This window comes from Nitrospirillum goiasense (assembly GCF_034427435.1).
Taxonomy (GTDB): Bacteria; Pseudomonadota; Alphaproteobacteria; order Azospirillales; family Azospirillaceae; genus Nitrospirillum.
The window spans coordinates 597712-620152 of record NZ_JAXQNP010000001.1 but is presented as its reverse complement, the minus strand read 5'-3'; the positions used below and the strand labels follow the sequence as shown (position 1 = coordinate 620152).

The following is a 22441-nucleotide window of genomic DNA, read 5'->3' as shown; positions in this document are numbered from 1 at the left end:
CGATTGATCGGCCGAAGGATGGTGAAGCGGAATGAACAACACCCTCTTGCCTGTCCAGCCCAGCATCCATGCCCACCGAAGGCGCATCGCGCCACACTCAACGCTCAGTTTCAAAAAGAACGGTGGCCGGAAGTCTTACATTGCGGGTTTATGGGCAATGCCGCAGCGACACGCCAAACTGTCCGGCTGTAAATTTCGCCGTCCCTATTCGAGGATTTGGCCAAAACCGACGGTGACGTTAGACTTTGCAGGCGGATAGAGGTTGCACGGGTGGCGTTACGTCCCATACCGAATGGGATATACATGTGACGTTCCTTTATTTTCGAGGGTGCCCATGAGGCTGTCGAGCTACACGGATTACGCGCTACGCACGCTGGTGTTCCTGGCGCTGAAATCCGACGGCCTGGCCACCATCAACGATGTCGCCCAGACCTACGACATCTCCAAGAACCACCTGATGAAGGTGGTTCACCAGTTGAGCTTGCTGGGCTACGTCGAAACCGTGCGGGGCCGGGGCGGCGGCCTGCGCCTGGGCCGCAAGGCGGAGGATATCCGCCTGGGCGAGGTCATCCGCGCCACGGAACAGGAACTGGACATCCTGGAGTGCTTTTCCGACAGTTCCCCCGCGCTGTGCCGCCTGAACCCCACCTGCGTGCTGAAGTCCGCCTTGAAGGAGGCGCTGCAGGCCTTCCTGGCGGTGCTGGACGATTACACGCTGGCGGACCTGGTGAAGCCCCGCCGCACCTTGACGCGGTTGCTGGACCTGCCGCTGCCCGGGGCGGCCGGCCCCGCCTAACCCCCTGAACGCGTGTGGTGCGCCGGTTCCGCAACCGCGACCTGAGATCAAGGAATGGTGACAAGGGCCGCCCCTGCCCGTACCGTTGGCATTGGTGAACCCGCATCCCCCTTGGATGTCATTGTGCGATGCTGAAACGACTGCGTGAGGTCCTGATGCCGACCCGGCCGCATCCCACGCGGATGGCGCCCCGGGTGCCGGATGACCATGCCGTCTACGCCGTCGGCGACGTCCACGGCGAACTGGGGCTGCTGCGCCAGTTGCTGGACATCATCGCGCAAGACCACGCCCGCCTGGTGGCGCGGCATGGGCCCCTGACCCCCGTTCTGATCATGCTGGGCGATTATGTCGACCGGGGGCCGGACAGCCGGGGGGTGATCGACCTGCTGCGCGGCGGCACCGATGTCACGGGCCGCAGCTTGGCCGACATGGTGCCTGGCTTCACGGTGCACTGCCTGCGCGGCAACCACGAACAATCGATGATGGACTTCCTGGCCGATCCCCTGGCGGCCTTGCGCTGGCTGGACTTCGGCGGCCCGGCCACCCTGCGCAGCTATGGCCTGCCCGCGGTGATGGAGGGACCGTCGGTGTTGCAGGCCGTGGCCCTGAGCGAGGCGCTGGCGGCGCAGTTACCGCCGTCGCATCGCCGTTTCCTGGACTCCCTGACCTACCAGGTCGTGTATGGCGATTACGCCTTCGTCCACGCCGGCATCCGGCCCGGCCGCCCCCTGGCCGAACAGATACCGGAGGACATGCTGTGGATTCGGGCGCCTTTCATGCTGGCGGAAGGGCCGCATGAAAAGGTCATTGTCCACGGCCATACCATCGTGCCCGAGGTGGATATCCTGCCCCATCGCATCGCCGTCGACACCGGCGCCTATCGCAGCGGACGGCTGTCGGCGGTGGCCCTGCACGGCGCCGACATCCGTATCCTGGACGCGCACCGGCCGACGGCGCTGTAGCGCCGGCGCCCTTATGAGGCCCGGTGGCCCGTATCCAGGGTCACCGTGCCGCCGGTGGCGCGGGAGACACAAACGCACATCTGGTGCCCCTCCGCCTTCTGGTGGTCGCTGAGGAAGACATCCCGATGGTCCAGGCGGCCGCCGGAAACGTCCAGGACGTCCAGGGCGCACAGGCCGCATTCGCCCCGGCGGCAGTCGTACATCAGGTCGGCGCCGGCCTCCTGCAAGGCGGACAGCAGGGTCTGGTCCGGGCGAACCGTCACCTCCAAATCCAGGCGGGGCACCCGGGCGACGAAGGGCTGCGCCGGGGTGCCGCCGCCGGCGCCGAAGGTCTCCAGCCGGAAGTCCGACGCCGGGCGGCCCAGCGCCTGCCAGGCCTGGCGCGCCGCCGCCATCATGGGCGCGGGGCCGCAGCTGTAGACCTCCCCACCCGGCGCCACGCGCGCCAATTCGGCGGCGAAGTCCATGGTCTGCCCCTCGGCATCCACGAACACCCGCAGCCGATCCCCCAACAGCGCCCGCAATTCCTCCGCGAACGCCAGGTCGGTGGCCCGGCGGACACCGTACAGCAGACGCACCGGGGCGGCCCGCCGGACCAGCGCCCGCGCCATGGCGTACAAGGGGGTGATGCCAATGCCGCCGGCGATCAGCAGGTAATCCGGCCGGCCAGCCGACAGGTCAAAATGGTTCAGGGGGGCGCTGATGGTCAGCCGGGCGCTGGGCGCCAAACCCCACATGTAGGCGGACCCGCCCCGGCTGTCGGGCAGAAGCTTCACGGCGATGCGCAGCAGGCCGTCCTCCGGTTCCCCCACCAGGGAATAGTGGCGCACGTCCGGCTGGCCGTTGATCAGCACCTGGACCTGGATGTGCGAACCGGGACCGTAGGCCGGCACGGTGAAATCGGGCTGGATATCGAACTGGCGGATGCCGTCCGCCACATCGCGGATGGCCACCAGCCGCGCCAGTCCCCACTCGACCTTGAACCCCATGGCTTGTTTCCTCCCGTATTGTCTTATACCGAGGAGCGACGCTTTCCATTCATCGCTCCTTGGTATCGGCGGCGACTGCCGCCGCGCGCCGTAAGGCGCGGAAGCCAAGCCGCCGGATGGCGGCGCCGGCGATTGAGGGCGATGGGCCTGGCCATAGGTCAGGATCATCGCTACTTGGTATTAAGCCCGCTTACCCGCGGCCAGGCGCAGCAACGATCCGCCCGGCAAGCCATCCAATCGGTCACGATCAGCCAGGGCCGCCCCCAGGCGGCGCTGGGCCACGCGGGCATGCTCGGCCGCCAGCGCCTCCGCCCGGGCGCCCTGCCCCCGGGTGATGGCGTCCAGCAGCAGGCGATGCTGTTCCTGGGCCACCACCAGGGTGTCGCGGCCCGCCGGTTCCGTGGCATGCAGGCGCACGAAAGCGGAGGGGCCGGCGAAGGGCTGAGCCGACGCCTGCTCGATGGCGCGGGCCACCACGCCACTGCCCGCCAGGCGCACCAGTTCCTCATGGAAAAAAGCGTTCAGCCGGACATAGGCGTCGAAATCGGCCTCGCTGAGCGTCGGCGGGGCAACCACCCGGTCCAGATCGGCCACGCAGGCGCGCAAGGGGGCAAGGTCCGCCGCCGTGGGCCGACGCTCCGCCGCCAGCCGGGCGGCCAAGCCCTCCAAGGTGCCGCGCACCTCGATGCCGTCCGCCAGGTCGGCGGCGGTGAAGGCGCGCACGACGAAGCCACCGCTGGCACCGGGCGTCACCAGCCCTTCCCGCGCCAGCCGTTCCAGGGCCAGGCGCACCGGCGTGCGCGACACACCCAGCCTGTCCACCATGGCCGGTTCCGACACCCGCTTTCCGGGCGGCAGATCCCCCGCCAGGATCAGTTCCCGCAGGCCCTGCTGGGCCCGCGCGACCTGCATGCCCCGGCCATCTTCCTCGGCCGTCACCGTCCGGGCCATCACCGTCCGGGCGGTCATTCCGCCGCCACGGCCCGGGGCGCCTCGGCCGCGATCATGCGGTCGATCAGACGGCGGGCCCACATGCCGCCAGCATCGATGTTCAAATTGTAGAAGCGCCGGTCGGGATGGCTCTCGATGGCCCGCTGCTGCGCCTCCAGCACCTCTTCATCCTCACCGAAGATGCGGTGCACGCCCTCGCGCAGTTCATGGGTCAGGCGCTGTTCGCCCAGGCGGTAATTGCGGCAGAAGGCCCAGAAGTAATGGCAGCTGCCGTCCGCCTCGGGCGTGATGGTGTTCAGGACATAGCCGTTGACGCCCTGGCTGCGGTCCCCCTCCGGCGCGCCGGTGCCGGCGGGGGCCACGCCCACGTCGATGGCGATGGTGCAGGGCGCCTCGAACTTGATGATCTGCCAGCGGTCGACCTTGCCCGGCTTGCCCAGTTGGCCGGCCCAGAAGGGCGGCGGATCGATGCCGTGCATCCAGCGGGTGACCGTGGCCGTCTTGTCGGTATGGGTCACCTGGAACGGCGCCTCCGCCACCGCGTCGTTGCCGATGCTGGACCCATGCACGAAGGTCTCGTGCGTCAGGTCCATGAGATTGTCCAGCACCAGGCGGTAATCGCACTTCACCGTGATCAGCCGGCCGTCGCCCGCCCACTCGGGATCATGGTTCCAATGCAGGTCGGGCACCAGCGCGGGATCGGCCAGGGCCGGATCACCCATCCACACCCAGATGAAGCGGTGGCGTTCCACCACCGGATAGGACCGCACGCAGGCCGCCGGGTTCAGCGTTTCCTGGCTGGGCATGTGCGTGCAGCGGCCGTTGGCGGCGTATTCCAGGCCGTGATAGCCGCAACGCACCGTATCCCCCACCAGCCGGCCCTTGGACAGGGGCACCAGGCGATGCCAACAGGCGTCCGCCAGGGCCACGGGGGTGCGGTCCAGTTGGCGGTAGAACACCAGCTGCGTGCCGCAGATGGTGCGCGGGAACAGCGCCCGCCCCACCTCATGGTCCCAAGCGGCGGCGTACCAGGCATTGTCCGGCCATGCCTTCGCGGGCTTGTCCGGTCCGGACGCCCCGGAAACCAACGAACGGCCCGTCACCCAGGACGGCCCCTCACCCTGCGCGCGATCATCCCGACCCATGGCACCGCTCCTCCGCATTTGTTATGGAGCATATGTACCTGAAGGCTGAGTTGCATGCAACAACGCCGTAACCGCGGCTATAACATGGCACTCTATCCCATTTATGCATGCATATTGTCCGACGAGGGCACGATGCATGAACCCAAAGAAGGCCAGACACCGGCCCGCAGTGGCATCGCAGGCCAGCACGCCCACGCAGGGCCATCATTCCGCCCCAAAAAAGAAAATGATGGCACACTGGGATGGCTTCCTAGCGCACAGGGGGGCTGATTGCTTGGAGGAATAGACGGGAATGCGGCGACGCGAGCTGCTGGCAATGGGGATGGCGGCAACGGTGATGGCGCAGACGAGGGGGAGCCGAGCGTCGAGCGCTGTGCCCCAAATGCCATTGCCCATGCCTACCCCCTTCCCGCCGGAAACAACCGGCCGATTCGAAGGGCTAGTCCGCGAGTTGAATAGCCCAGGAGCGATCCTGACCGTCACCGACCACGGTCACACGGCCTTTCAAAGCTGGGGGCGGGCTTCACTCTCCTTTGCCGTTCCCGTAACTGTCGACACGCTCTTCGACCTGGGGCCCGCAGGCCGACATATGACGGCAGCCTGCGTCCTGCAGCTAGCGGATGATAATCGTATCGACATCCAGCAACCGGTAGGTCTCTATGTGCCCCAGGTGCCGACGGAGTGGGCCGGACGATCCATCCAGTCTCTGCTGACCCACACCAGTGGCTTGCCCGACTATCTGGACGCCTTACCTGACCTCTCCCGCGCGCCGGGCCCTGAAACCGTGCGGCAGGTAGCCGGCGGATTGCCGCCGCGCTTTGACGCGGGCACGGCCTGGGCGCCCAGCAACACCGATGATCTTCTGCTGGGGTGGTTGGTGGAGGCGGTGACCAAGCTGCGCTTCGGTGACTTTCTGTCGGCACGGATCTTCGGGCCCGCCAACGTTCGGTCAGGCCTGGCGGATGACGGCGAGTTGATCATATGGAACAAGGCCGAGCCTTATGAGCCCAGCACGCGCTCCCCGGGCAACTACGGGAAGTTCATCCATGCGCCGCTAATTCATGGCGGCGCCCCCTATACCGGCGGGGGTGGCATCCTATTCAGTGTCAACGATATCGCGTCCTGGGATCGGGCCTGGGATCGCGGACAGCGGGAATCCCCAACCCTGTCTGCCCGCGCGGTGACCCCCACACTATTGGCCACTGGGCGTACCATCCCATACGGTTATGGCTGGCACCTGGGACAAACCCGGGGCATGCCCTATCACCTGCGCGCCGGCAGTCTCCCGGGCTATAGCGCCGTAATCCTTCGACTGCCGGCGGCCGGCCTGTCCGTGACCGCCTGCGCTAATGTGAGTGGCGTAGGCGACGCCTTGCGGCACATGGCCTGGGTTGCGGCGGAAATCCACACGGCCGGCTGCACACCGTTGACGCTGGCCCCCATCGCCGCCGATTCCGTGGACAAGCGCCTGGCCTCCATCCTGGAATGCGGGGTCGCGGGACAACCGGATACAAGGTCCATCGCCCCCGAGATCCAGGCCGTGCTGACCTTGCCCAGCGCGCGGCGGGAGGTCCTGCCAGCCCTCAAGCCGCCCATCTCCCTGACACCTATCGAGGAATATGCAGTGCCCCAGGGCCGCATGCGACGATACCGCGTCGTCAGCCCAACTGGAATGGACAGCTTGCTGGCCGGATTTGACGGTGACGACCGCCTGTACTGGCTACAGGCGCACTGACCAGCCATCACGCTCGGCACGCATAGGGGCCGCAAGCCAGGGTGATGCCGCCCTCCTCCCGCGTCGAATCCAGGACGAAGATGCGGTAGCTGTCGCCACCGGGGGCGACGCGCACCATCCTGCGCGCCCGTCAAGCGGGTCAGTGGCTGGCCAGGGCGTCCTTATGGTGCTGGTCCATGGGCGCGGGATTCCGTCAGGCGGCGGCGTCGGGGGATGACGCGCGCACCATACCGCAGCCGGCGCATCCCGGAAAAGGGTGCGGCGCAAGAAGGCCCTTCCCGCCCCCGCAGGGAAGGGCCCCGCGCGGTCGGCCTCAGGCCCGGCCCACCTTGACCGGCACGTCCTGCGGCGCGTTCACCAGAGCATCGGCATGATCCAGCAGGTGCTGCCGGATCTGGCGGGCGCTCAGGCCGGTGTCCGCCAGGCTGTGGCTGTTGAACACGGTGCGGTCGTCATTGCCGCGGCGCAGGCCGTGGGCCCACAGGTAGAAGTCGCCGCCGGCGGCATCCAGCACGATGTCGTCCAAGCCGGCCCCCAAGCGCTGCATTTCGGCCGGGCTCAGTTCGGCGACGAAGATGATGAAGCGGCGCACGGACTCGTCATTCTCGCGGTTGATGCGCAGGATGTGGCGGATGCCCTGCTCCATCAGCGCGTTGATGCTGGTGCCATCCAACGCCGCGCGGATCTTGATCTGCCGCAGCAGGTCAGGTTCCAAGCGGAAGGTGGTCATGACCCGCTGATCCGCTGGGCGTTCCTTGGGCTTGGCGGTGGTCTTGTCCGGCATGACGTCGTGCTCCTCTTCGGGGGACTGGGTCCGTCCATCAAGCTTTCATGATGGCAAGAACCCTGGGAAAAGGCCCGGCCCCCGAAGGAGCCGGGCCGGTGTGGACCTTAGAACGGGTAGTAACGGAAGGCGGTGTAGACGACCGTGTCGTCGGTGCTGGGGCTGCCACCCACGCCCTGGAACAGGTCGCGGCGGATGTATTCGCCCTGCATGCCGAACTGCATGGTGCCCATGTTGCCGTGGTAGAATTTCCACCAGAAGCCGGCCGTCGCCTCCCGCACCGAGCGGGTGTTGCCCGCGCAGGCGAGGGGCGAATTCTCGGTGTAGCAACCGGTGTTGACGGCCAGGCCATTGCCATAACCATAGGCCTTGCCGGCGACCGTGAACGCCTTGCTGTCGTCCTGCTCCAGGCCGTAGTAGGCGTACAGATCCCAATCCGACGTGGGATGGCCGATGACGCCGGCCATGGCCGTGACCTCGGTGATGGGCGACAGGCGGCCGTAGGGGTTGACCGTCACGTCCGGCAGGCTGGAGGAGCCGTAGCGGCCGATGCCCTGGCCGGCCATGGTGCTCAGCTGGATGTCCACATACTTGGGCACCACCGGCAGGATGGCGGCGGCACCGAAGCCGAAGCCGGTCTCGGTGTAGTTCTGGCCGGCGGCGCGGCTCTGGAACTCACGCGCCAGGCCGAACACCTCGTAATGGCCCCAGCCGGGCTCGGCCACCGCCTTCACGATCAGGTCGGGGGCGATGTCGGTGGAATAGTTGGCCGTGCTGTTCAGCAGCGAACCGCCGGGGTTGGTGTTGCTGTTGGGCACCAAGGCGGTCGAGCCGCTGATGGAGGCCTGCGGGCTTTCCAGCGCGACACCCAGCCAATACTGGCGGTTCCAGTCCTTGACCACGCGCAGGCCCCAGTTGCGGGTCCAGTCGAAGCCGGCGGCGTACTGGGCGTCCGGGCCCATCGGCAGCGCTTCGGTGCGGGGATCGATGCCGGACTTGTTGGTGGTGACCAGGCTGAAGGACTGGCCCGCCAGCAGGTGCCAGCCGGTATCCTTCCAGTCGGCGGTCAGGTAGCCCTGACGCAGGCGCGGCACGTAGCTGTTGCTCTGCCCACTGTTGGAGGACGTGCCGACGCCCAGGAAGTCGGACTCGAAGTAGGCGCCCAGGTGGGTGTCGGGGCCGACGTCGCTTTCGGCCAGCATGGTCACGCGGCTCTGGCGCGCGGTGCCGCGGAACTCACCCCGGTCATAGTTGGAGGAGTTCTTCAGCGGAATGGCGGCGTACGGGGTGGCCACGTCCGCGGTCATGTTGCGCGAGCGGTAGACGCTGGCCGCTTCGATGAAACCGCCGAAGGTCAGCTTCACGCCCTTGCCCAGGCGCAGGCTGTTGTCGTTGGGGTCGGTCACCTTCTGCTGCTGGGCGACCTGGGTCGCGGCGGCGGCGGCCTTCTCGGCGGCGGCGCGCGAGTCCACCACGGCCTTGGCGTTGGTGTCCTGCTGGGTGGCCAGCGCCTGCAGCTGGGACTGCAGCGCCTGGATCTGTTTGTTCAGGGCGTCGATCTGCGCCTGGGTCGCCACAACCTGCGTCGGGGTGGCGGCGGTGGCGACGCTGGAAGCCTTCCGGTGCTTCGTCGTGCTGGCGGTGTCATCGGCGCGGGCCGCCGTCGCCACGCCCATGAGCGCGACACAGGCGGAAGTCATCAGGGTGGCGCGCAGGAGGGTGCGGCCAAATCGGTACTCAAATCGGTTCTGCGGCGGAGATGTTTCTCCGTGCCGCGCTTCAATAGACATTGCTGTCCACTCCCATCAAGTGAATTAGCTTCTTATCCGCGCCCGTGCGGGCACGTCGGCCTTATAAAGCAGTTGTCGATTGAACAAATATGGCGGCCAACTAAAGGATCTTTTAGAAAACTAAATTCCTTTTTAAGAAGACTCGGGACTTGTGCGCCAAGAATCCCGGCACCACCCAAAAATATCAGGATATATTGCTATATTACTCGGTAAAGACCACGCCCCGCCGCCGGATTTTTCTGGGGGATACGACCGGCGACGGGGCGGGCCAGGGGGACCCGGTGGGTATATCGGGGGCACCAACCGGGCCGTTCGACAGCCCCAAGACAGGCGGGACAGGGGCTGTCGAAGGCGGGCTACCTCAATTGATGGGCAGCATGGTCTGGGTCATGGCGGCATCGAGGTTGTCGACGCAGCGGGCGTGCTCCCCCGTGCCGGGGGTGAAGCCGACTTCGGCACAGGCCCGGTTCTCCTGCGCCAGGCGCTGGGTGGCGAAAGACGGGCCGGCGCAGGCGGCCAGGCTGCCGCCGATGCCGGCAACCAGGGTCGCGGCCGCGAGGATGGCGGCCAAACGGGGGCTGATGGCGATACGTGGCGTCGTGCGGGTCATGGATTTAGTTCCCACCGGTGATGTCGATCGGGTTCTGGTTGGCGGCGACATGGGTGGGGCGGGCGCCCAGCACCTTGTCGCGGTAGTTCAGCACGCACATGGCGAACGCCGGCGTGTCCGGGGTCAGACCCTGCTGGCTGCAGGCCGACTGACCGGCCACACTGGCGGCGGCCTCGGACCGGTTCGCGGCGGCCTCGGCCAAGGAACCGGTGAGGCTGTCCACGCAGGCCACATAGTCGGTATTGGGCGCGGTCAGACCCATGGTGTCGCGGCAGACGCGCTTGACCGTGTCCGCCTGGGCGGCCGGAATGGTGCCGGCCTGGGCGCAGGCCGCAACACCAGCCCACACCAGCAAGGCCAGACCGGCCTGCTGAACCCTTTTGTTCTTAAGTATACGCTGCATCTTCCACTCCAACCGTCAAGTGAATGACTGATGGACCCAATGTTACCGGCGCCGATTCTCGCCACAACTAAAGCTTAGTTTATTTATTAAAACAGATTTTAGGTTTGGATTTTTGGCAGCCGAAATCTTCCATTCACTCTGTGAAACTCACTTAACCATATATTCAGCATATGAATGATCGAGAGTCACGCCCGCAATATCCAACCCGGACTTGTCTGCGAAATTTGCGATCTATATATCATGATATTTTACGACCCCTGGTCGCAGAGAAAGCCCATACACGGTCTGGGCGTATCACGGGGCACAGGAAGGCCAAATTATAATTTTTTTTAAAAATGAGGCGCCCATTTTAATTGGCCACCCGGTTGGAGTAAGCGACGGTGGCGTCGGCAGCGTCCCAATGGGGACCATCGCCATCCATCTCCGCCGCAGCGGCAGTGCCGCGACCTGCCCTTGTTTGGCGGTTGCCAGAGGCACCGCCATGGCGGATGGTCACGGAATCGCCCGGATCACGGTTCGGGCGGCGCTCGTGCCATGGATGACGACGGACCCAGCGGATGGACATTGAAACGTTCGACGATCAGGGATGGACCCCGGTGACCTCCAAAGCTCACATCCTGTTGATTGAGGATGATCGAGAGACCGCTGACGAGATCATCCGCGACATGGCCGACCGCGGCTACATGATCAGCCATGCCGATAACGGCCGCGTCGGCCTGGAGCGGGCCCGCGAGGGCCGTTACGACCTGCTGATCCTGGACCGCATGCTGCCGGAGGTGGACGGCCTGTCCATCATCGGCATATTGCGGGCGGAGGAGGTGCGGGTGCCCGTGCTGTTCCTCAGCGCGCTGAACGACGTGGATGAGCGAGTGCGCGGCCTGAAAGCCGGCGGCGATGATTACCTGACCAAGCCCTTCGTGCTGTCGGAACTGTCCGCCCGGGTGGAGGCATTGCTGCGCCGCCCGGCGGAGCCGCGCACCACCCGCCTGCGCGTGGGGCCGCTGGAGCTGGATCTGATCAGCCGGGAGGCCAACCGCGATGGCCGGCCCGTGGAGTTGCTGCCCCGTGAATTCAAGCTGCTGGAATACCTGATGCGTCATCCCGCCCAGGTCATCACCCGGGCCATGTTGCTGGAAGACGTGTGGAACTATCGCTTCTCACCCCAGACCAACCTGGTGGACGTCCACATCGGCAAGCTGCGCCGCAAGGTGGACGCGCCGGGCGATTTCCCCATGATCTACAACATCCGCAACGTGGGGTTCGTCCTTCGTGAACCTCAGTGAGATCGCGCGCACCACCAGCTTCCGGCTGGCCATGGTGTTCGCCTGCTTTTTCGCCGGATCGTCGCTGCTGTTGTTCGCCTTCATCTATTGGCGGGCCACGGTCTTTGAGACCAACCGCATCGATGCCCTGATCACCGAGGACGCGCGCACCCTGGCCAGCGAGGATCAGGATGCCATCCTGGCCTTGATCAACACCCACGTCACCGGCGACTTCCACCGCGTGGGCTATGCCGCGCTGTTCACGCCGGACGGCCGCCGCATCGACGGCAACCTGGAAACGGTACCGGCCGATCTGCCCGTCGACGGCAAGGTGCATGTGGTGCGCGCCGCACGCACGGACCTTCCGGCCATGGGGGCCATCGAGGTCCGCCTGGCCGCCTTGCGCATCCCCAACGGCAACATCCTGATCATCGGCCGCAACGGTCAATACATGGTTGTCCTGCGCGAGGTGGTGATGCACGCCCTGACCATGGGCGCCATTCCCGCCATGGGCCTGGCCTTGGCGGCCGGCATCTTCCTGGCCTGGCGCACGCAGCAGCGCCTGAAAGACGTGCATCGCGCCGCCGAGCGCATCATGAGCGGCCAGGTGCAGGAACGCCTGCCCGTCGCCGGCGCCGGCCCCGGGGATGAACTGGACCGGCTGTCGCAACTGTTCAATGGCATCCTGGATGAGACCGAGCGCCTGCTGGGCGAGATCAAGGCCACGGGCGATGAGATCGCGCACGACCTGCGCACGCCCCTGACCCGGGTACGCGCCCGCCTGGAACGCACCATGAAGGGCGACATGGGGCTGGAGGAAACCCGCGAAACGGTGGGCAAGGCCATCGGCGGCCTGGACCAGGCCCTGGCGGTCATCACCGCCCTGCTGCGCATCCGCGAGTTGGAGAACAGCAAGCGCCAGCGTGGCTTCACCATGCTGGACCCGGCCGAGATCATCCTGCTGATCGAGGAACTGTACGAGCCCATCGCCGAAACCAAGGACATCACCTTCACCGTCGACGTCACGCCGGTGGCGCCCATGTTCGCCGACCGCGACCTGCTGATGGAGGCGGTGGGGAACCTGGTGGACAACGCCCTGAAGTTCACGCCCACCGGCGGGCGGGTCACCCTGTCCCTGGGGGCCCGCGACAGCGACGGTGCCATCACCATCCGCGTGGCCGACAGCGGGCCCGGCATCGCGGCGCACGAGCGCGACTTGGTCTTCTCCCGCTTCTACCGCTCCGACCGCACCCGCCACCTGGAGGGCACCGGCCTGGGCCTGAGCCTGGTGGCCGCCATCGCCCGCCTGCACGGCCTGTCGCCCCGGGTGGGCGACAACAACCCCGGCTGCGTGATGGAACTGGTGGCGGAAGGCGCGACGGCGGTCAGGGCGCCGGTGGCCGGCGCCACAGCCGTTTGAACAAGGCGGCGATGGCCAAGGCCAATAGCGTGGACGGTAGGCCGAAAACCAGGGCCAAGGGCAGCATCACCTCCGGCACAAACTGGGTGGATCGGCCGCCACCGAAAAGTAGCACGATCCCCCCAGGCACCAACAGGGCGATGGCCGCTATTCCCCAAAGCGCGTGGCGACCATAGCGGCCGTAAAGCACGAGACCCAATAGGAACGGGATGAGGATCATGAGCCAGGCGACATGCCGGTGCAGGATCATACCCTGACTGTTGATCTGGTAGAGGTTAACGCCTTCCATCACCCGACCAAAGGAACGCCTTCACGTCGGGCCGCGCTGGCCAAGGCGTCATCCAATGTCGCCAAGGGCAAAACCAAGCGCTGCGCCAATTCCAAGTAGGCGGCGTCATAGGCCGTCAACCGGTGCTGCCGGGCCAAACGCATGACGGAAGTACTGTCCGGGGAGGTGTCGATCCGGAAAGGAAGCTGAGCCAACAATGCCAAGGCCCGCGTCGTCTGTGTTTCGTCCAGACGCCGCCGGCGTTCATTGACCAACAGCATGTTCCTGATCTCGAACCACCAAAGGCTCGGAACCACCGCCGGATCGGTTGTCAGACGCTCAAAGGCGACGGTCGCGGCGTTGCTGTCCTCATCGGGCATCAGCCAACAGGCGGCAACCGAGACATCCACGACGAAGGGCATCAGTACTTATGGCCCTCGTGCCGAGCGGTCAGGATCTCCTCCACCGTCAGCTTGGGCATGGATTGGCGAAACTCCCGGATCAGGGCCTGTGCCCGCCGTGTTTCCGCCTCACGGCCTTGAGGTTCTGGAATGATCCGGGCAACGGGGCGGCCATGGCGGGTGATGACAATGGTCTCCCCCTGCTCCACCTCATCCAGCAACTGGGGCAGATGGGTCTTGGCGTCAGAGGATTGAACCTCCTTCATAGACACCCTCGCTTTGCTCAAGTTGGTCGATTTATTTGGTCGATATTATGGCGCCTGGGGATGCCGGTCAATCCACCAGCCCTTGATCCACCCCAGACGCCCCTACTCCCCGGCGCTGGTGGCATCCAGCTTCAGCGGGATCAGGCGGTCCTCGCCGACCTGGGCGGTGACGGCTGGCCGCACGGCGATGCGCTTCTCATCCAAGGCGGGCAGACGTTGTTTCAGGGCGGTCACCACCGCCGCGGCGCGGGCCTGCGCCAGGGCGGCCAAGGCCTGGTCATCCACCGGCTCGGTCTTGGCGATGCGGCGGCGCAAGGCGGCAACGTAGCCCGGTTCATCCAGGGCCGGGGCCGAAACGGCAGCGGGGGCTGGCAGCGTCTTGGCGGTCGACGCGGGCGGCCCCTCCGGCGTGCGGGTGAAGGACTGGCGCAAGGCCGGGAGTTGGTCCGCCCCCAGACGCTCGCTGAACAGCGCCTCCAGGAACTGGCGCTGGCCCTCCAGGGTGTAATGATCCCCCAGGGCCTGGGCCATGCGGGCATCCAGGGCGTCGCGTTGCAGTCGCGCCTTGTCCGCATCGGGGGCGACCACCCCTGGAATCCCCAAGGCCAAGTGCGGCCGGGCGCCCAGCGCCTGGGCCAGATGCACGATCTTCTCCTGTTCCGGCGGGGCCAAGTCGGCGCGGCCGGGGGCGAAGTCGATATGGTCCAGCGTGTCCGCGTCCGCCCCGTCGAACAGGGCGGCCAGCGCACGGAACGGGGCGGTGACCAGGTTGGTCAGCAGGTCGGCGGCGGCGGCCCGGATGACGCTGCCGATGTCGAAGTGCGGGTCGTTGATGTTACCGCTGACCGGCAGATCGACGTTGATCTTGCCCTCGTCATCCTTCAGCAGGGCGATGGCGAGGTCCAGCGGCAGGTCCAGGGCGCCGGGGACGTCCACCCGGTCGCCCAGCTTGATATCGCGAATGACCACGCGGTTGGTGCCGTCCAGGCGGCCGCCGTCCACCTCGTAATGCAGGTCGACATCCAACCGCCCCTGCGCGATGCGGCGGCCGGCGAACTTGACCGTGTAGGGCGACAGCTCGGGAAATTCGACGTTGCGGAACAGCAGGTTGACGTGGGTGTTGCGGCCGGGGTCGAACGGCACCAGGCGGCCTTGCACGGTCACCTGGCCGAAGTCGCCCACCTGGCCCCGCAGCGCGAGGCGCGAGGACGAGGTGGCGGTGGTGGTCAGGGCGGCCACCTCCCCCTGCAGGTTGGTGATGTGGGCAGAGAACGGCAAAGGCAGGGAGGCATCGCCGTAATCGGCCTTGCCGCCCGCGACCACCACGCGGCCCACACTGACCACCGGGGGGGACGCCGGAACGGAGGCCGGAGCGGAGGCTGACGGGACGGGCGCGGCCCGCGCCACCATCAGGTGGTTGAAATTGGTGGTCTGGTTGGCGGCCACCTGAAGACGCAGGTAGGGCGCCGCGACAGTGATCTGGGAAATGCGCAGCTCATTGGCCGACTGGCGGTAGTCGTAATGGTCCACGCCCAGGCTTTCCCAGGAGACGAGCGGGGTGTCGCCCCCCTGCTCCGCCACCGCCAGCGCCCGCACCTCGCCCTTGCCCGACACGGCAAGGCCGTCCGACGCGCTGTAGGTGAGATCGCCCTCCACCGCCAGCCGGCCATCGCGGATATCCACCCGCGCCCAATCGTGCACATAAGGCTGGGCGGTCGCGACCGGCAGGTCGGACACCGCCAGCTTGGCCTCCAGCCCCAGGGCCGGCAGGGCGCTCACCTTGCCCTCCGCCTTGATCTGCCCACCGGCGGACAGCGCCGCCGCCAGGGTGAAGGGGAATGACGCGCCGGCCTGGCTGGACACGCCCTCCACGGTCAGGTCGACGGGTGTCAATTCCAGCCGCGCCGGCTCATGAATGGCGTGATCCTCCACCTGGATCTTGGCCTTGCGCAGCAGCAGCTTGCCCAGGACGGCGGACCAGGGCGCCGGTCCCGCCGCCAAGGCGACGTGTGGGGTGGCGGCCTGCCCGGCGTCACCCGGGGACCAGGGCATGGGACCGAGGCGGCCGTCCTCAGCCCGGCGCATGGTCAGGCTCAACCCGTCCACGGTCAGCGTGTCGGCGCCGGCGGTCTTCTCCGGCCAGGACAAGTGGCCTCCGGCCAAGCGCAATTCCGGCAGGGTGAGGAAAGGCGTCCGCGCCCCCGCCTCATGAACCGACAGGCCGCGCAGCGTCAGATTGAGATGACTGACGGCAAGGGCGTAACCGTCCTTCTTACCCCCCGGCTGAGCTGATAGTCCAGGTCGGCGGCGATGGTTCCGGTGGGCACCGCGACAGGCAGCGCATCGCCGAAATACCGGGCCAGCAAGGGGATATAGGGGCCGCGCGCCGCCACATGGCCAGCGGAGACGACGGGGTTCAGGCTGGACGTGCCCGTCCATTCCAGCGTGGCGCCGCCTTCCAGGCCGACCTGCACATGCTGGCGCCCCTGGCGTTCGGGCAGGGTGCTGAGGTCGTTGAATTCCATGCTGACGGGACCGACCTTGGTCTTGAACGGTGTGCCGGGCACCTGGTCGGTAACGTCCGCCGCCGCGTCCACGATGGTCACATGACGGATCAACAATCGGGGCAGCCCCGAGGACTCCCCGTTTGGCTGCCCATCCGCCTTGGCCGGAGCCTCGTCCCCGGCGGCGGCCTGGATCAGGCGCCCGATATTGGTATCGGTTTGGCCATAGCGCACCACGGTGGCCCGGAGCCCCTGCACCTGGATATCGGCGATGCCCCAGGCCCAACGCAGCAGGCCCCCCGGCGCCAGACGGACATACAGCCGGTCGAAGCCCAGCAGTGGACCGCCGTCAGCCTCCGTGAGGCGGAAGCCGCGCAGTTCCACGCTGAGGGCATAGGGGTTGACGCTCACCCCGTCCAGGGTAGCCGGCCGCTGGAAGGTGGCCTGCGCCAGATCCACGACCTGGCGGCGGATCAGCAGGGGAGCCACCAGGAAGCCGGCCACGGTGTAGGTCAACAGTATGGCCAGGGCCCAGAAGCGCTTGCGCCGGAAATCCCACCACAAACGGGGATCCGCCAGGCGCCGCCGCCGCAGGGCGGCACCCAGGCGATGCCGCCACCCCCCGTGGGGCACGGGGGGTGGCGTGGACGTGGCGGGCGGTGGTGTCGGCATGGACGGCATCCTGTATCGCGGACACCATCTTATAGTGGCAAAGCTGCAAAGGGTATTGGGTTCGTGCCCGCCCCCTACTGGCCGGAAGACACTAACCCTTTGGCTTATATGGCAATTCCCTCAGCTGGGATCCCCATAGACGATGCCGCGGCCATGGGTGCCCACATAGACGCGGCCATAGCGCTTGGGATCGCCGGACACCTGCAGGATCAGGCCCCATTGGTGCTGGTCGTCATTCACCCGCACCCAGTGCCGGCCGGCATCGTCGGAGCGAAAAATGCCCCGCTGCCGGTCGATGGTGCCCACCAAGTACAGGGCAGGCGCGGCGGCACCCGGCGCCGCCCGGCCAAAGCCGAAGGCATGCAGCTGTTCCACGCCCGGCATCCGCGTGTAGGCCCCACCGGCGGCCGTGCCATGGTAAAGGCCGTCGAAGGCGGCGATCCACAAATCCCCCCGCGCGTCCGGCGTGGCGTACAGCGCATCCTGACCACCGCGGGGGTCGCCCCGGCCGTTACGCACCACCGCCGGCGTGGGCAGGCCGTTCGGCAGGGTGAAGGGCCGGGCCTGGAAATGCGCCGCCCGGTCGGTGCTGACGTACAGTTTCCCGTCGAACAGCGACAGGGCGTAGAAGGTGTCGGGGTCGACGGCGTCGCCGATCACCCGCACACCCTCCGGCAGGCCCTGGGCGTTGGTCCAGGTGGCACCGCGGTCGGTGGTGACGAAGGCACCGGACACCAACCCTTCCTTGGCCCCCTGCGGCGTCCACACCCAGGTGGCGCCATCAGCCGAAACGGCGACCTTGCCCCGCTTGGCCTCTGGCGTGGGCATTCCGGCGGCCTGCCAGCTGTGGCCGCCATCCAGCGAGTAGCCGATATTGGCGCCGGGATAGCGTTCATCGCGGATGCCCACGCGCACCACCACCTCAGGCTTCAGCGGTGCCGACACCACGCTGTCGGTGTTGCCGAACAAGGGCGGGGCCGCCGCCCCCTCCGCCGCCGGCTTGTCCAGGTCCCAATGGACAAACCCGCCATAGTCGCCGATGGCGGAGATGAGGGGGGCGCCCTGGCTGGGGCTGGTGAAGGCCATGGCCACCGTTTCCTCGATGCCCGTGCTCATCACCTGCCAGTGGCTGGGCTGGCCCTTGTCCACGGCGCGGAGGTCGAACGTCTCCCACCCGCCATAGCCGGTGGTGAACAGGGCGTGATCGGGGTTGGTGGGGTCGATCTCGATATCGAACAGCCAATGGATGGGCGTGGGTTTCACATAGGGCGCCAGGCTGTAGTCATAGACGCCGCCGTTCTTGCCGTCGCCCCGGGGGCCGCCAAAGACGCCGTGCCAGGTCTTGCCCCCATCCACGCTGCGGAAGATATCCTCACCCAACCCGGGGGAGGTTCCCGGCCGGCGGTGCCGGTCGAAGGAACTGGCGATGACAACCCGGGGATTGTGCGCGTCCACCGCCACGGCGGCATAGCCGAAGGCCGCCCCGTGGGCGGCGTCCGGCTTGTCCGGCGTAATGTCGGTCCATTGGCCCCGCCGGGTATCCAGCTTCCACACCGCGCCGTCGGTCATGCGGGTGGGGCCGGGGCTGCTGCCATAAGAAACGTAGAGCGTGCCGTCGGCGGCCAGCGCGGCGCGCGTCGGCCGGTTAGCCGTGGGCTGACCCGGCACCGGCGCCCATGTCTTGCCGCCGTCGGTGCTGCGGAACAGGTTGTCCCGCCCCTTGAGCGAGGCCCCGACGTAGATCGTGCGACTGCCTTTACCGGCGCCGGCACCGCTCCGAGGATCGAAGATCACGAACACCAGGCCGGCGCCGCCCCGCGCCCATGGTGGCACCCCAGCCACGGCCTGAGTCGAGGGGTCCTCAGTCACGTCGGGGAAGGATGGAACGCGGGACCAGGTGGTGGCGCCATCGTGGCTGACCCATAGGCCGTCATGACGGGTGCCGAGGTAGAGGGTGTCCGGGTCGTTGGGATCGACGGCCAGGCGCTCGCCATTGCCCCGACCGTTCTCGTTGCCGCCGAACTTGATGGGCACGTCCACGCGGCGGAAGGTCCGCCCGCGATCATCGGACCGTAGGATGGCCCCGTTGGGGGCGTCCGGACTGGTATAGGTGCCCAGCGCCAGATAGACCCGATCAGGGTTGCGCGCATCCAGCGCGATGCTTTCCACGCCCATCAGGTTGGTGTCGGCGTAGGACACCCAGTCCAGCAAGGGCACCCAGCGCCGGGCCGCCCCGTCCCACCGGTAGGCGCCCCCCATGTCGGTGCGGGCGTAGCGCACGCCGGGCTCGGTGGGGTGGAAGATGATGCCGTCGACGAAACCGCCGCCGACGATCTGCACATTCTTCCATTGATAAGGGACCTGCCCCACCAACGCCGGCCCCTGGGAGGGCGACGGCGCCGTGGCGGTGGGGGACACCCCGCGGCCAGGATCGGCCTGGCAGGCGGCCAACACCGAAAGCGCGGCCGTGGCGGCGAAAATGGCGGGCAGCCGGCGGCGCCCCCGCCCGAAATGCGAGATTCCTGTCATGGCAGCGTTCCCAACCCCATTTTGTAATCGTTTTCGGTGCCCACTGTCGCGCAAGTTACCGGTAACATCAAGCAACGAGACACCGCCGTCATGTCAACGCGGCTGATTTTCCGCAATGCTGAAGGCGACAGAAAACAACATAAGGTGGAACGCTTAAGAAGAAGCTGGACACATTGACACCTGGTCGGCAGCCGACAATCATGATCATCAATACATTTATTCGATATAAGTGATTTTGGTTCTCTGTTTCCGAATGAGAGAGTCCCCTTACAAACCAGGGGGAACGCCATGAGCGACATAAAATTATTGATCGCGGGCCGGCCCTGTCTGACCAAGAGCCGCGACCAGGCATTGACGCATCTGCGAACGGTCCACGGGCCCATGGTGTTCGCGCCGCCAGCCGACGCCGGCGCCATGCCCAGCCGCTATGAGCAAAATCACGTCTTTTATCCGCAAGCGGACTCTTCCGGGCGCTGGCTGTCGGACAGGGACTTCGTCACCGAGGTCTGGTTCAACGATTTCGGCCATCTGGCCGCATCCGTCTCCACCCCCTATTACCTGAGCCGCCTGCGCCCCGACGAAGACAATTTCGTCGATCAGGACACCGTCCTGAAATGCGTGGTCCGGGAAGAAGGAAAGTGGGGCGTTACGAAACCCGACGCCGCCAAGCTGTTCATTTTCCTGAAACGCTCGCCCTCGGCCAATGTCGCCGCGTTCGAGGCCGCCTGGACCAGCGCGATGAACGACCTGCAGACCCGGTGCCACCCCATCGCCGGGCTGGTCAACGTCGCCTTGCCCGGCCCCGGGGGGGCGGAGCCCTATGCCGATTATGCCCTGGAGTTCTGGTTCGCCGACCAGGCGTCGGCCCTTTCCGCCGTTGAGAACCCGGTATTGCCAACCCTGGAGCGCCTTTCGCCCGTACTTGATACGCCGCGCAGCTTCTTCCTTCTGGCGGACGCCTATCCCGTCGAACGCCTGCGGCAAGCCAACGGGCTTTAATCAACCGGCGCCAGGGGATGGTTGAGAAGACGGCCATGGCGCAGTGCCGACGGAGGGTTGACAGCGCCCCCCATCAGCCGTTAAGCAGCGCCCATCATTGGGGAGTAGCCGCCCGCCGACACTGAGCGGGCGCCGCGTCAACAGACTTGGGCCCCTGGCGTGACCGGCGTAAGCCGGCCTTGCCGGTCAGGCCCGTGGCGCGTGCGACCGGTCCACCGTTTACCGGGGACCGCTGGCGAGACCAGTGGCATGTCGCGTCCGACCGGGCCGGGCCGGACGCGTGGTGCTGCTGTCGCTTGCCTGGCCTGTCGCATTTGCCGCCCCCGAAGGTTCGACCATGCCCATCACCACCTCTTTCGCCCTGGCGTTCAGCCTGTCCATGGACGCGTTCGCCGCCTCTTTGGGCAAGGGCGCCAGCCTGAACCGCCCCGGCGTGCGTGAGGCCGCCCGCGTGGGCGCCTATTTCGGGCTGTTCGAATTGGCGGCCCCCATCCTGGGCTGGGGCCTGGGCCTGTCCTTCGCCCATTACATCGAGGCGTATGACCACTGGATCGCCTTCGGCCTGCTGCTGATCGTGGGCGGTCGCATGGCTTGGCTGGCATGGAAGAACGACGACGACGACAAGCCCAAGGCCGAGCGGCACTCGCCCCTGGCCCTGGCCATGACCGCCATCGCCACCAGCATCGACGCCACCGCCGTGGGCATCACGCTGGGCTATATGAATGTGGACATACCGACCACCATCGCCCTGATCGGCCTGGTGACGTTCACCATGGCCTTCGGCGGCGTCATGCTGGGCCGGGCCGCCGGCCCCGTGCTGGGCCGCTGGGCGGAGGTCGCGGGCGGCATCGGCCTGATCGGCATCGGCGCCAAGGTGCTGTATGACCACACCCTGGGCGGCTTCGGCGGCTGACCAGCCACGCCAGCCCGGCGAGGCCGTCACGCCAGGGCGTCCAACCTCGCCAGGTGGGGCGCTTGGGCCGCCGCATCCAGGAAAGAGCCGGTGATGCTGTTGCGGGCCAACCGCAGCAGATGCCCCCGGTCCAGGCCCAAGGCCGTCGCCACCCGCACGTAGTTGTCCAGCAGGTAGCCGCCGAAATAGGCCGGGTCGTCGGCATTGACCGTGGCCCTCAGCTCCAGGTCCAGCATGCGCCGCAGGGGATGCGCCTCCAGGCTGGGCACGACGCAGAGCTTGAGGTTGGACAGCGGGCACACCGTCAGCGTCGTGCCCTGGTCCACCAGCCGCCGGGTCAGGGCCGCGTCCTCCAGCGCGCGGTTGCCATGGTCCAGGCGGTCCACGCCCAGGATGTCCAGCGCCTGCCAGACATAGTCGGGCGGCCCCTCCTCACCCGCATGGGCAACCAGCTTCAGTCCCCGCTCCCGGGACGCCTGGAACACGCGCGCGAATTTGGACGGGGGGTTGCCGACCTCCGACGAATCCAGCCCCACGCCCGCGATGCGGTCCAGATAGGGCTCCGCCGCCCGCAGCGTGGCGAAGGCCGACTCCTCATCCAGGTGGCGCAGATAGCAGAGGATGAGGTGGGCGGTGACGCCCAGCTCCCTCTCCGCCGCCGCCATGCCGGCCAGCAGTCCGTCGGCCACCACCTGGAAAGGGATGCCCCGGTCGGTGTGGGTCTGGGGGTCGAAGAAGATCTCCGCATGCACGCCGCCGTCCGCCGCCAGCCGGCGGAAATAGGCCAGCGCCAGGTCGCGGAAATCCTCCTCCGTGCGCAGGACCTGGGCGCCCTGGTAATAGATGTCCAGGAAGTCCTGCAGCTGGGTGAAGGCATAGGCGGCCCGCACCTCATCCACCGTGCGGAAGGGCAGCGCCACGCGGTTGCGGCGGGCGAAGTCGAACATCTGCTCCGGTTCCAGGCTGCCTTCGATATGCAGGTGCAGCTCGGCCTTGGGCAGGCCGCGGATGAAATCGGAGAGAGGGTCGGTCATTGGGCTGC

The 22441-nt window shown here is 67.0% G+C and carries 21 protein-coding genes; 7 read left to right on the top strand and 14 right to left on the bottom strand.

The window, feature by feature from the left end; all coding sequences use genetic code 11:
- The first annotated feature begins 334 nt into the window (after positions 1-334).
- Together ULB03_RS02235 and ULB03_RS02230 are read left to right on the top strand one after the other, a co-directional pair.
- On the top strand, positions 335-796 hold the full coding sequence (locus ULB03_RS02235) for an Rrf2 family transcriptional regulator (RefSeq protein ID WP_322481693.1): 462 nt from the start codon (positions 335-337) through the stop codon (positions 794-796).
- 128 nt (positions 797-924) lie between these two features.
- Positions 925-1758 (top strand): metallophosphoesterase family protein, encoded by an 834-nt coding sequence (locus ULB03_RS02230; protein WP_322481692.1) that lies wholly within the window; start codon positions 925-927, stop codon positions 1756-1758.
- 11 nt (positions 1759-1769) lie between these two features.
- On the opposite strand, the gene ULB03_RS02225 is transcribed toward ULB03_RS02230, so the two are convergent.
- From ULB03_RS02225 to ULB03_RS02215, 3 genes are all read right to left on the bottom strand, one after another.
- Positions 1770-2747, bottom strand: coding sequence for a PDR/VanB family oxidoreductase (locus ULB03_RS02225; protein ID WP_322481691.1), 978 nt, complete (start codon positions 2745-2747; stop codon positions 1770-1772).
- A gap of 180 nt (positions 2748-2927) precedes the next feature.
- Entirely contained in the window at positions 2928-3716 is a 789-nt protein-coding gene (locus tag ULB03_RS02220) for a GntR family transcriptional regulator (RefSeq protein WP_322481690.1), read from the bottom strand.
- On the bottom strand, positions 3713-4843 hold the full coding sequence (locus tag ULB03_RS02215) for an aromatic ring-hydroxylating dioxygenase subunit alpha (RefSeq protein WP_322481689.1): 1131 nt from the start codon (positions 4841-4843) through the stop codon (positions 3713-3715). The genes ULB03_RS02220 and ULB03_RS02215 overlap by 4 nt, the downstream gene beginning before the upstream one ends.
- A 292-nt stretch (positions 4844-5135) precedes the next feature.
- Between ULB03_RS02215 and ULB03_RS02210 the strand changes: the two genes are divergently transcribed.
- Positions 5136-6578, top strand: a complete 1443-nt coding sequence (locus tag ULB03_RS02210; protein ID WP_322481688.1) for a serine hydrolase domain-containing protein — start codon at positions 5136-5138, stop codon at positions 6576-6578.
- A gap of 313 nt (positions 6579-6891) precedes the next feature.
- On the opposite strand, the gene ULB03_RS02205 is transcribed toward ULB03_RS02210, so the two are convergent.
- The 4 genes from ULB03_RS02205 to ULB03_RS02190 all read right to left on the bottom strand — a co-directional run bounded on the left by ULB03_RS02205 (position 6892) and on the right by ULB03_RS02190 (position 10165).
- Positions 6892-7362, bottom strand: a complete 471-nt coding sequence (locus ULB03_RS02205; RefSeq protein ID WP_322481687.1) for a hypothetical protein — start codon at positions 7360-7362, stop codon at positions 6892-6894.
- Positions 7363-7469: 107 nt separating this feature from the next.
- Positions 7470-9062: a FlxA-like family protein gene (locus tag ULB03_RS02200; RefSeq protein ID WP_322481686.1), complete on the bottom strand. Its 1593-nt coding sequence runs from the start codon at positions 9060-9062 to the stop codon at positions 7470-7472.
- Positions 9063-9513: 451 nt separating this feature from the next.
- The gene (locus ULB03_RS02195; RefSeq protein WP_322481685.1) at positions 9514-9762 is read right to left on the bottom strand and encodes a hypothetical protein; all 249 of its coding nucleotides are present in this window, start codon (positions 9760-9762) and stop codon (positions 9514-9516) included.
- Between the two features lie 4 nt (positions 9763-9766).
- On the bottom strand, positions 9767-10165 hold the full coding sequence (locus ULB03_RS02190; protein ID WP_322481684.1) for a hypothetical protein: 399 nt from the start codon (positions 10163-10165) through the stop codon (positions 9767-9769).
- A 596-nt stretch (positions 10166-10761) separates the two neighbouring features.
- On the opposite strand from ULB03_RS02190, the gene ULB03_RS02185 reads away from it, so the two are divergent.
- Positions 10762-11448, top strand: coding sequence for a response regulator transcription factor (locus tag ULB03_RS02185; RefSeq protein ID WP_322481683.1), 687 nt, complete (start codon positions 10762-10764; stop codon positions 11446-11448).
- A complete protein-coding gene (locus ULB03_RS02180) occupies positions 11435-12847 on the top strand; it encodes a sensor histidine kinase (protein WP_322481682.1) in 1413 nt (470 codons plus the stop codon). Before ULB03_RS02185 ends, ULB03_RS02180 begins: the two co-directional genes overlap by 14 nt.
- On the opposite strand, the gene ULB03_RS02175 is transcribed toward ULB03_RS02180, so the two are convergent.
- The 6 genes from ULB03_RS02175 to ULB03_RS02150 form a co-directional block, all read right to left on the bottom strand.
- Entirely contained in the window at positions 12813-13136 is a 324-nt protein-coding gene (locus ULB03_RS02175) for a hypothetical protein (RefSeq protein WP_322481681.1), read from the bottom strand. The genes ULB03_RS02180 and ULB03_RS02175 overlap by 35 nt on opposite strands.
- On the bottom strand, positions 13136-13537 hold the full coding sequence (locus tag ULB03_RS02170) for a type II toxin-antitoxin system VapC family toxin (protein ID WP_322481680.1): 402 nt from the start codon (positions 13535-13537) through the stop codon (positions 13136-13138). Before ULB03_RS02170 ends, ULB03_RS02175 begins: the two co-directional genes overlap by 1 nt.
- The gene (locus ULB03_RS02165) at positions 13537-13782 is read right to left on the bottom strand and encodes a type II toxin-antitoxin system Phd/YefM family antitoxin (RefSeq protein ID WP_322481679.1); all 246 of its coding nucleotides are present in this window, start codon (positions 13780-13782) and stop codon (positions 13537-13539) included. Before ULB03_RS02165 ends, ULB03_RS02170 begins: the two co-directional genes overlap by 1 nt.
- 102 nt (positions 13783-13884) lie before the next feature.
- Positions 13885-16002 (bottom strand): DUF748 domain-containing protein, encoded by a 2118-nt coding sequence (locus ULB03_RS02160; protein WP_463605626.1) that lies wholly within the window; start codon positions 16000-16002, stop codon positions 13885-13887.
- An 11-nt stretch (positions 16003-16013) separates the two neighbouring features.
- Positions 16014-16958 (bottom strand): DUF748 domain-containing protein, encoded by a 945-nt coding sequence (locus ULB03_RS02155; RefSeq protein ID WP_322481677.1) that lies wholly within the window; start codon positions 16956-16958, stop codon positions 16014-16016.
- A gap of 120 nt (positions 16959-17078) precedes the next feature.
- Positions 17079-19487 (bottom strand): exo-alpha-sialidase, encoded by a 2409-nt coding sequence (locus ULB03_RS02150; protein ID WP_322481676.1) that lies wholly within the window; start codon positions 19485-19487, stop codon positions 17079-17081.
- A 306-nt stretch (positions 19488-19793) separates the two neighbouring features.
- Between ULB03_RS02150 and ULB03_RS02145 the strand changes: the two genes are divergently transcribed.
- Entirely contained in the window at positions 19794-20486 is a 693-nt protein-coding gene (locus ULB03_RS02145; RefSeq protein ID WP_322481675.1) for an EthD domain-containing protein, read from the top strand.
- A gap of 337 nt (positions 20487-20823) precedes the next feature.
- Complete coding sequence (locus ULB03_RS02140; RefSeq protein WP_322481674.1) at positions 20824-21399, top strand: manganese efflux pump MntP; 576 nt, start codon at positions 20824-20826, stop codon at positions 21397-21399.
- Positions 21400-21425: 26 nt separating this feature from the next.
- Here ULB03_RS02140 and ULB03_RS02135 read toward each other — a convergent pair whose 3' ends face one another.
- Positions 21426-22433 carry an adenosine deaminase gene (locus ULB03_RS02135; RefSeq protein ID WP_322481673.1) on the bottom strand — a complete coding sequence of 336 codons (1008 nt, stop codon included), beginning with the start codon at positions 22431-22433 and terminating at the stop codon, positions 21426-21428.
- Positions 22434-22441 lie beyond the last annotated feature (8 nt).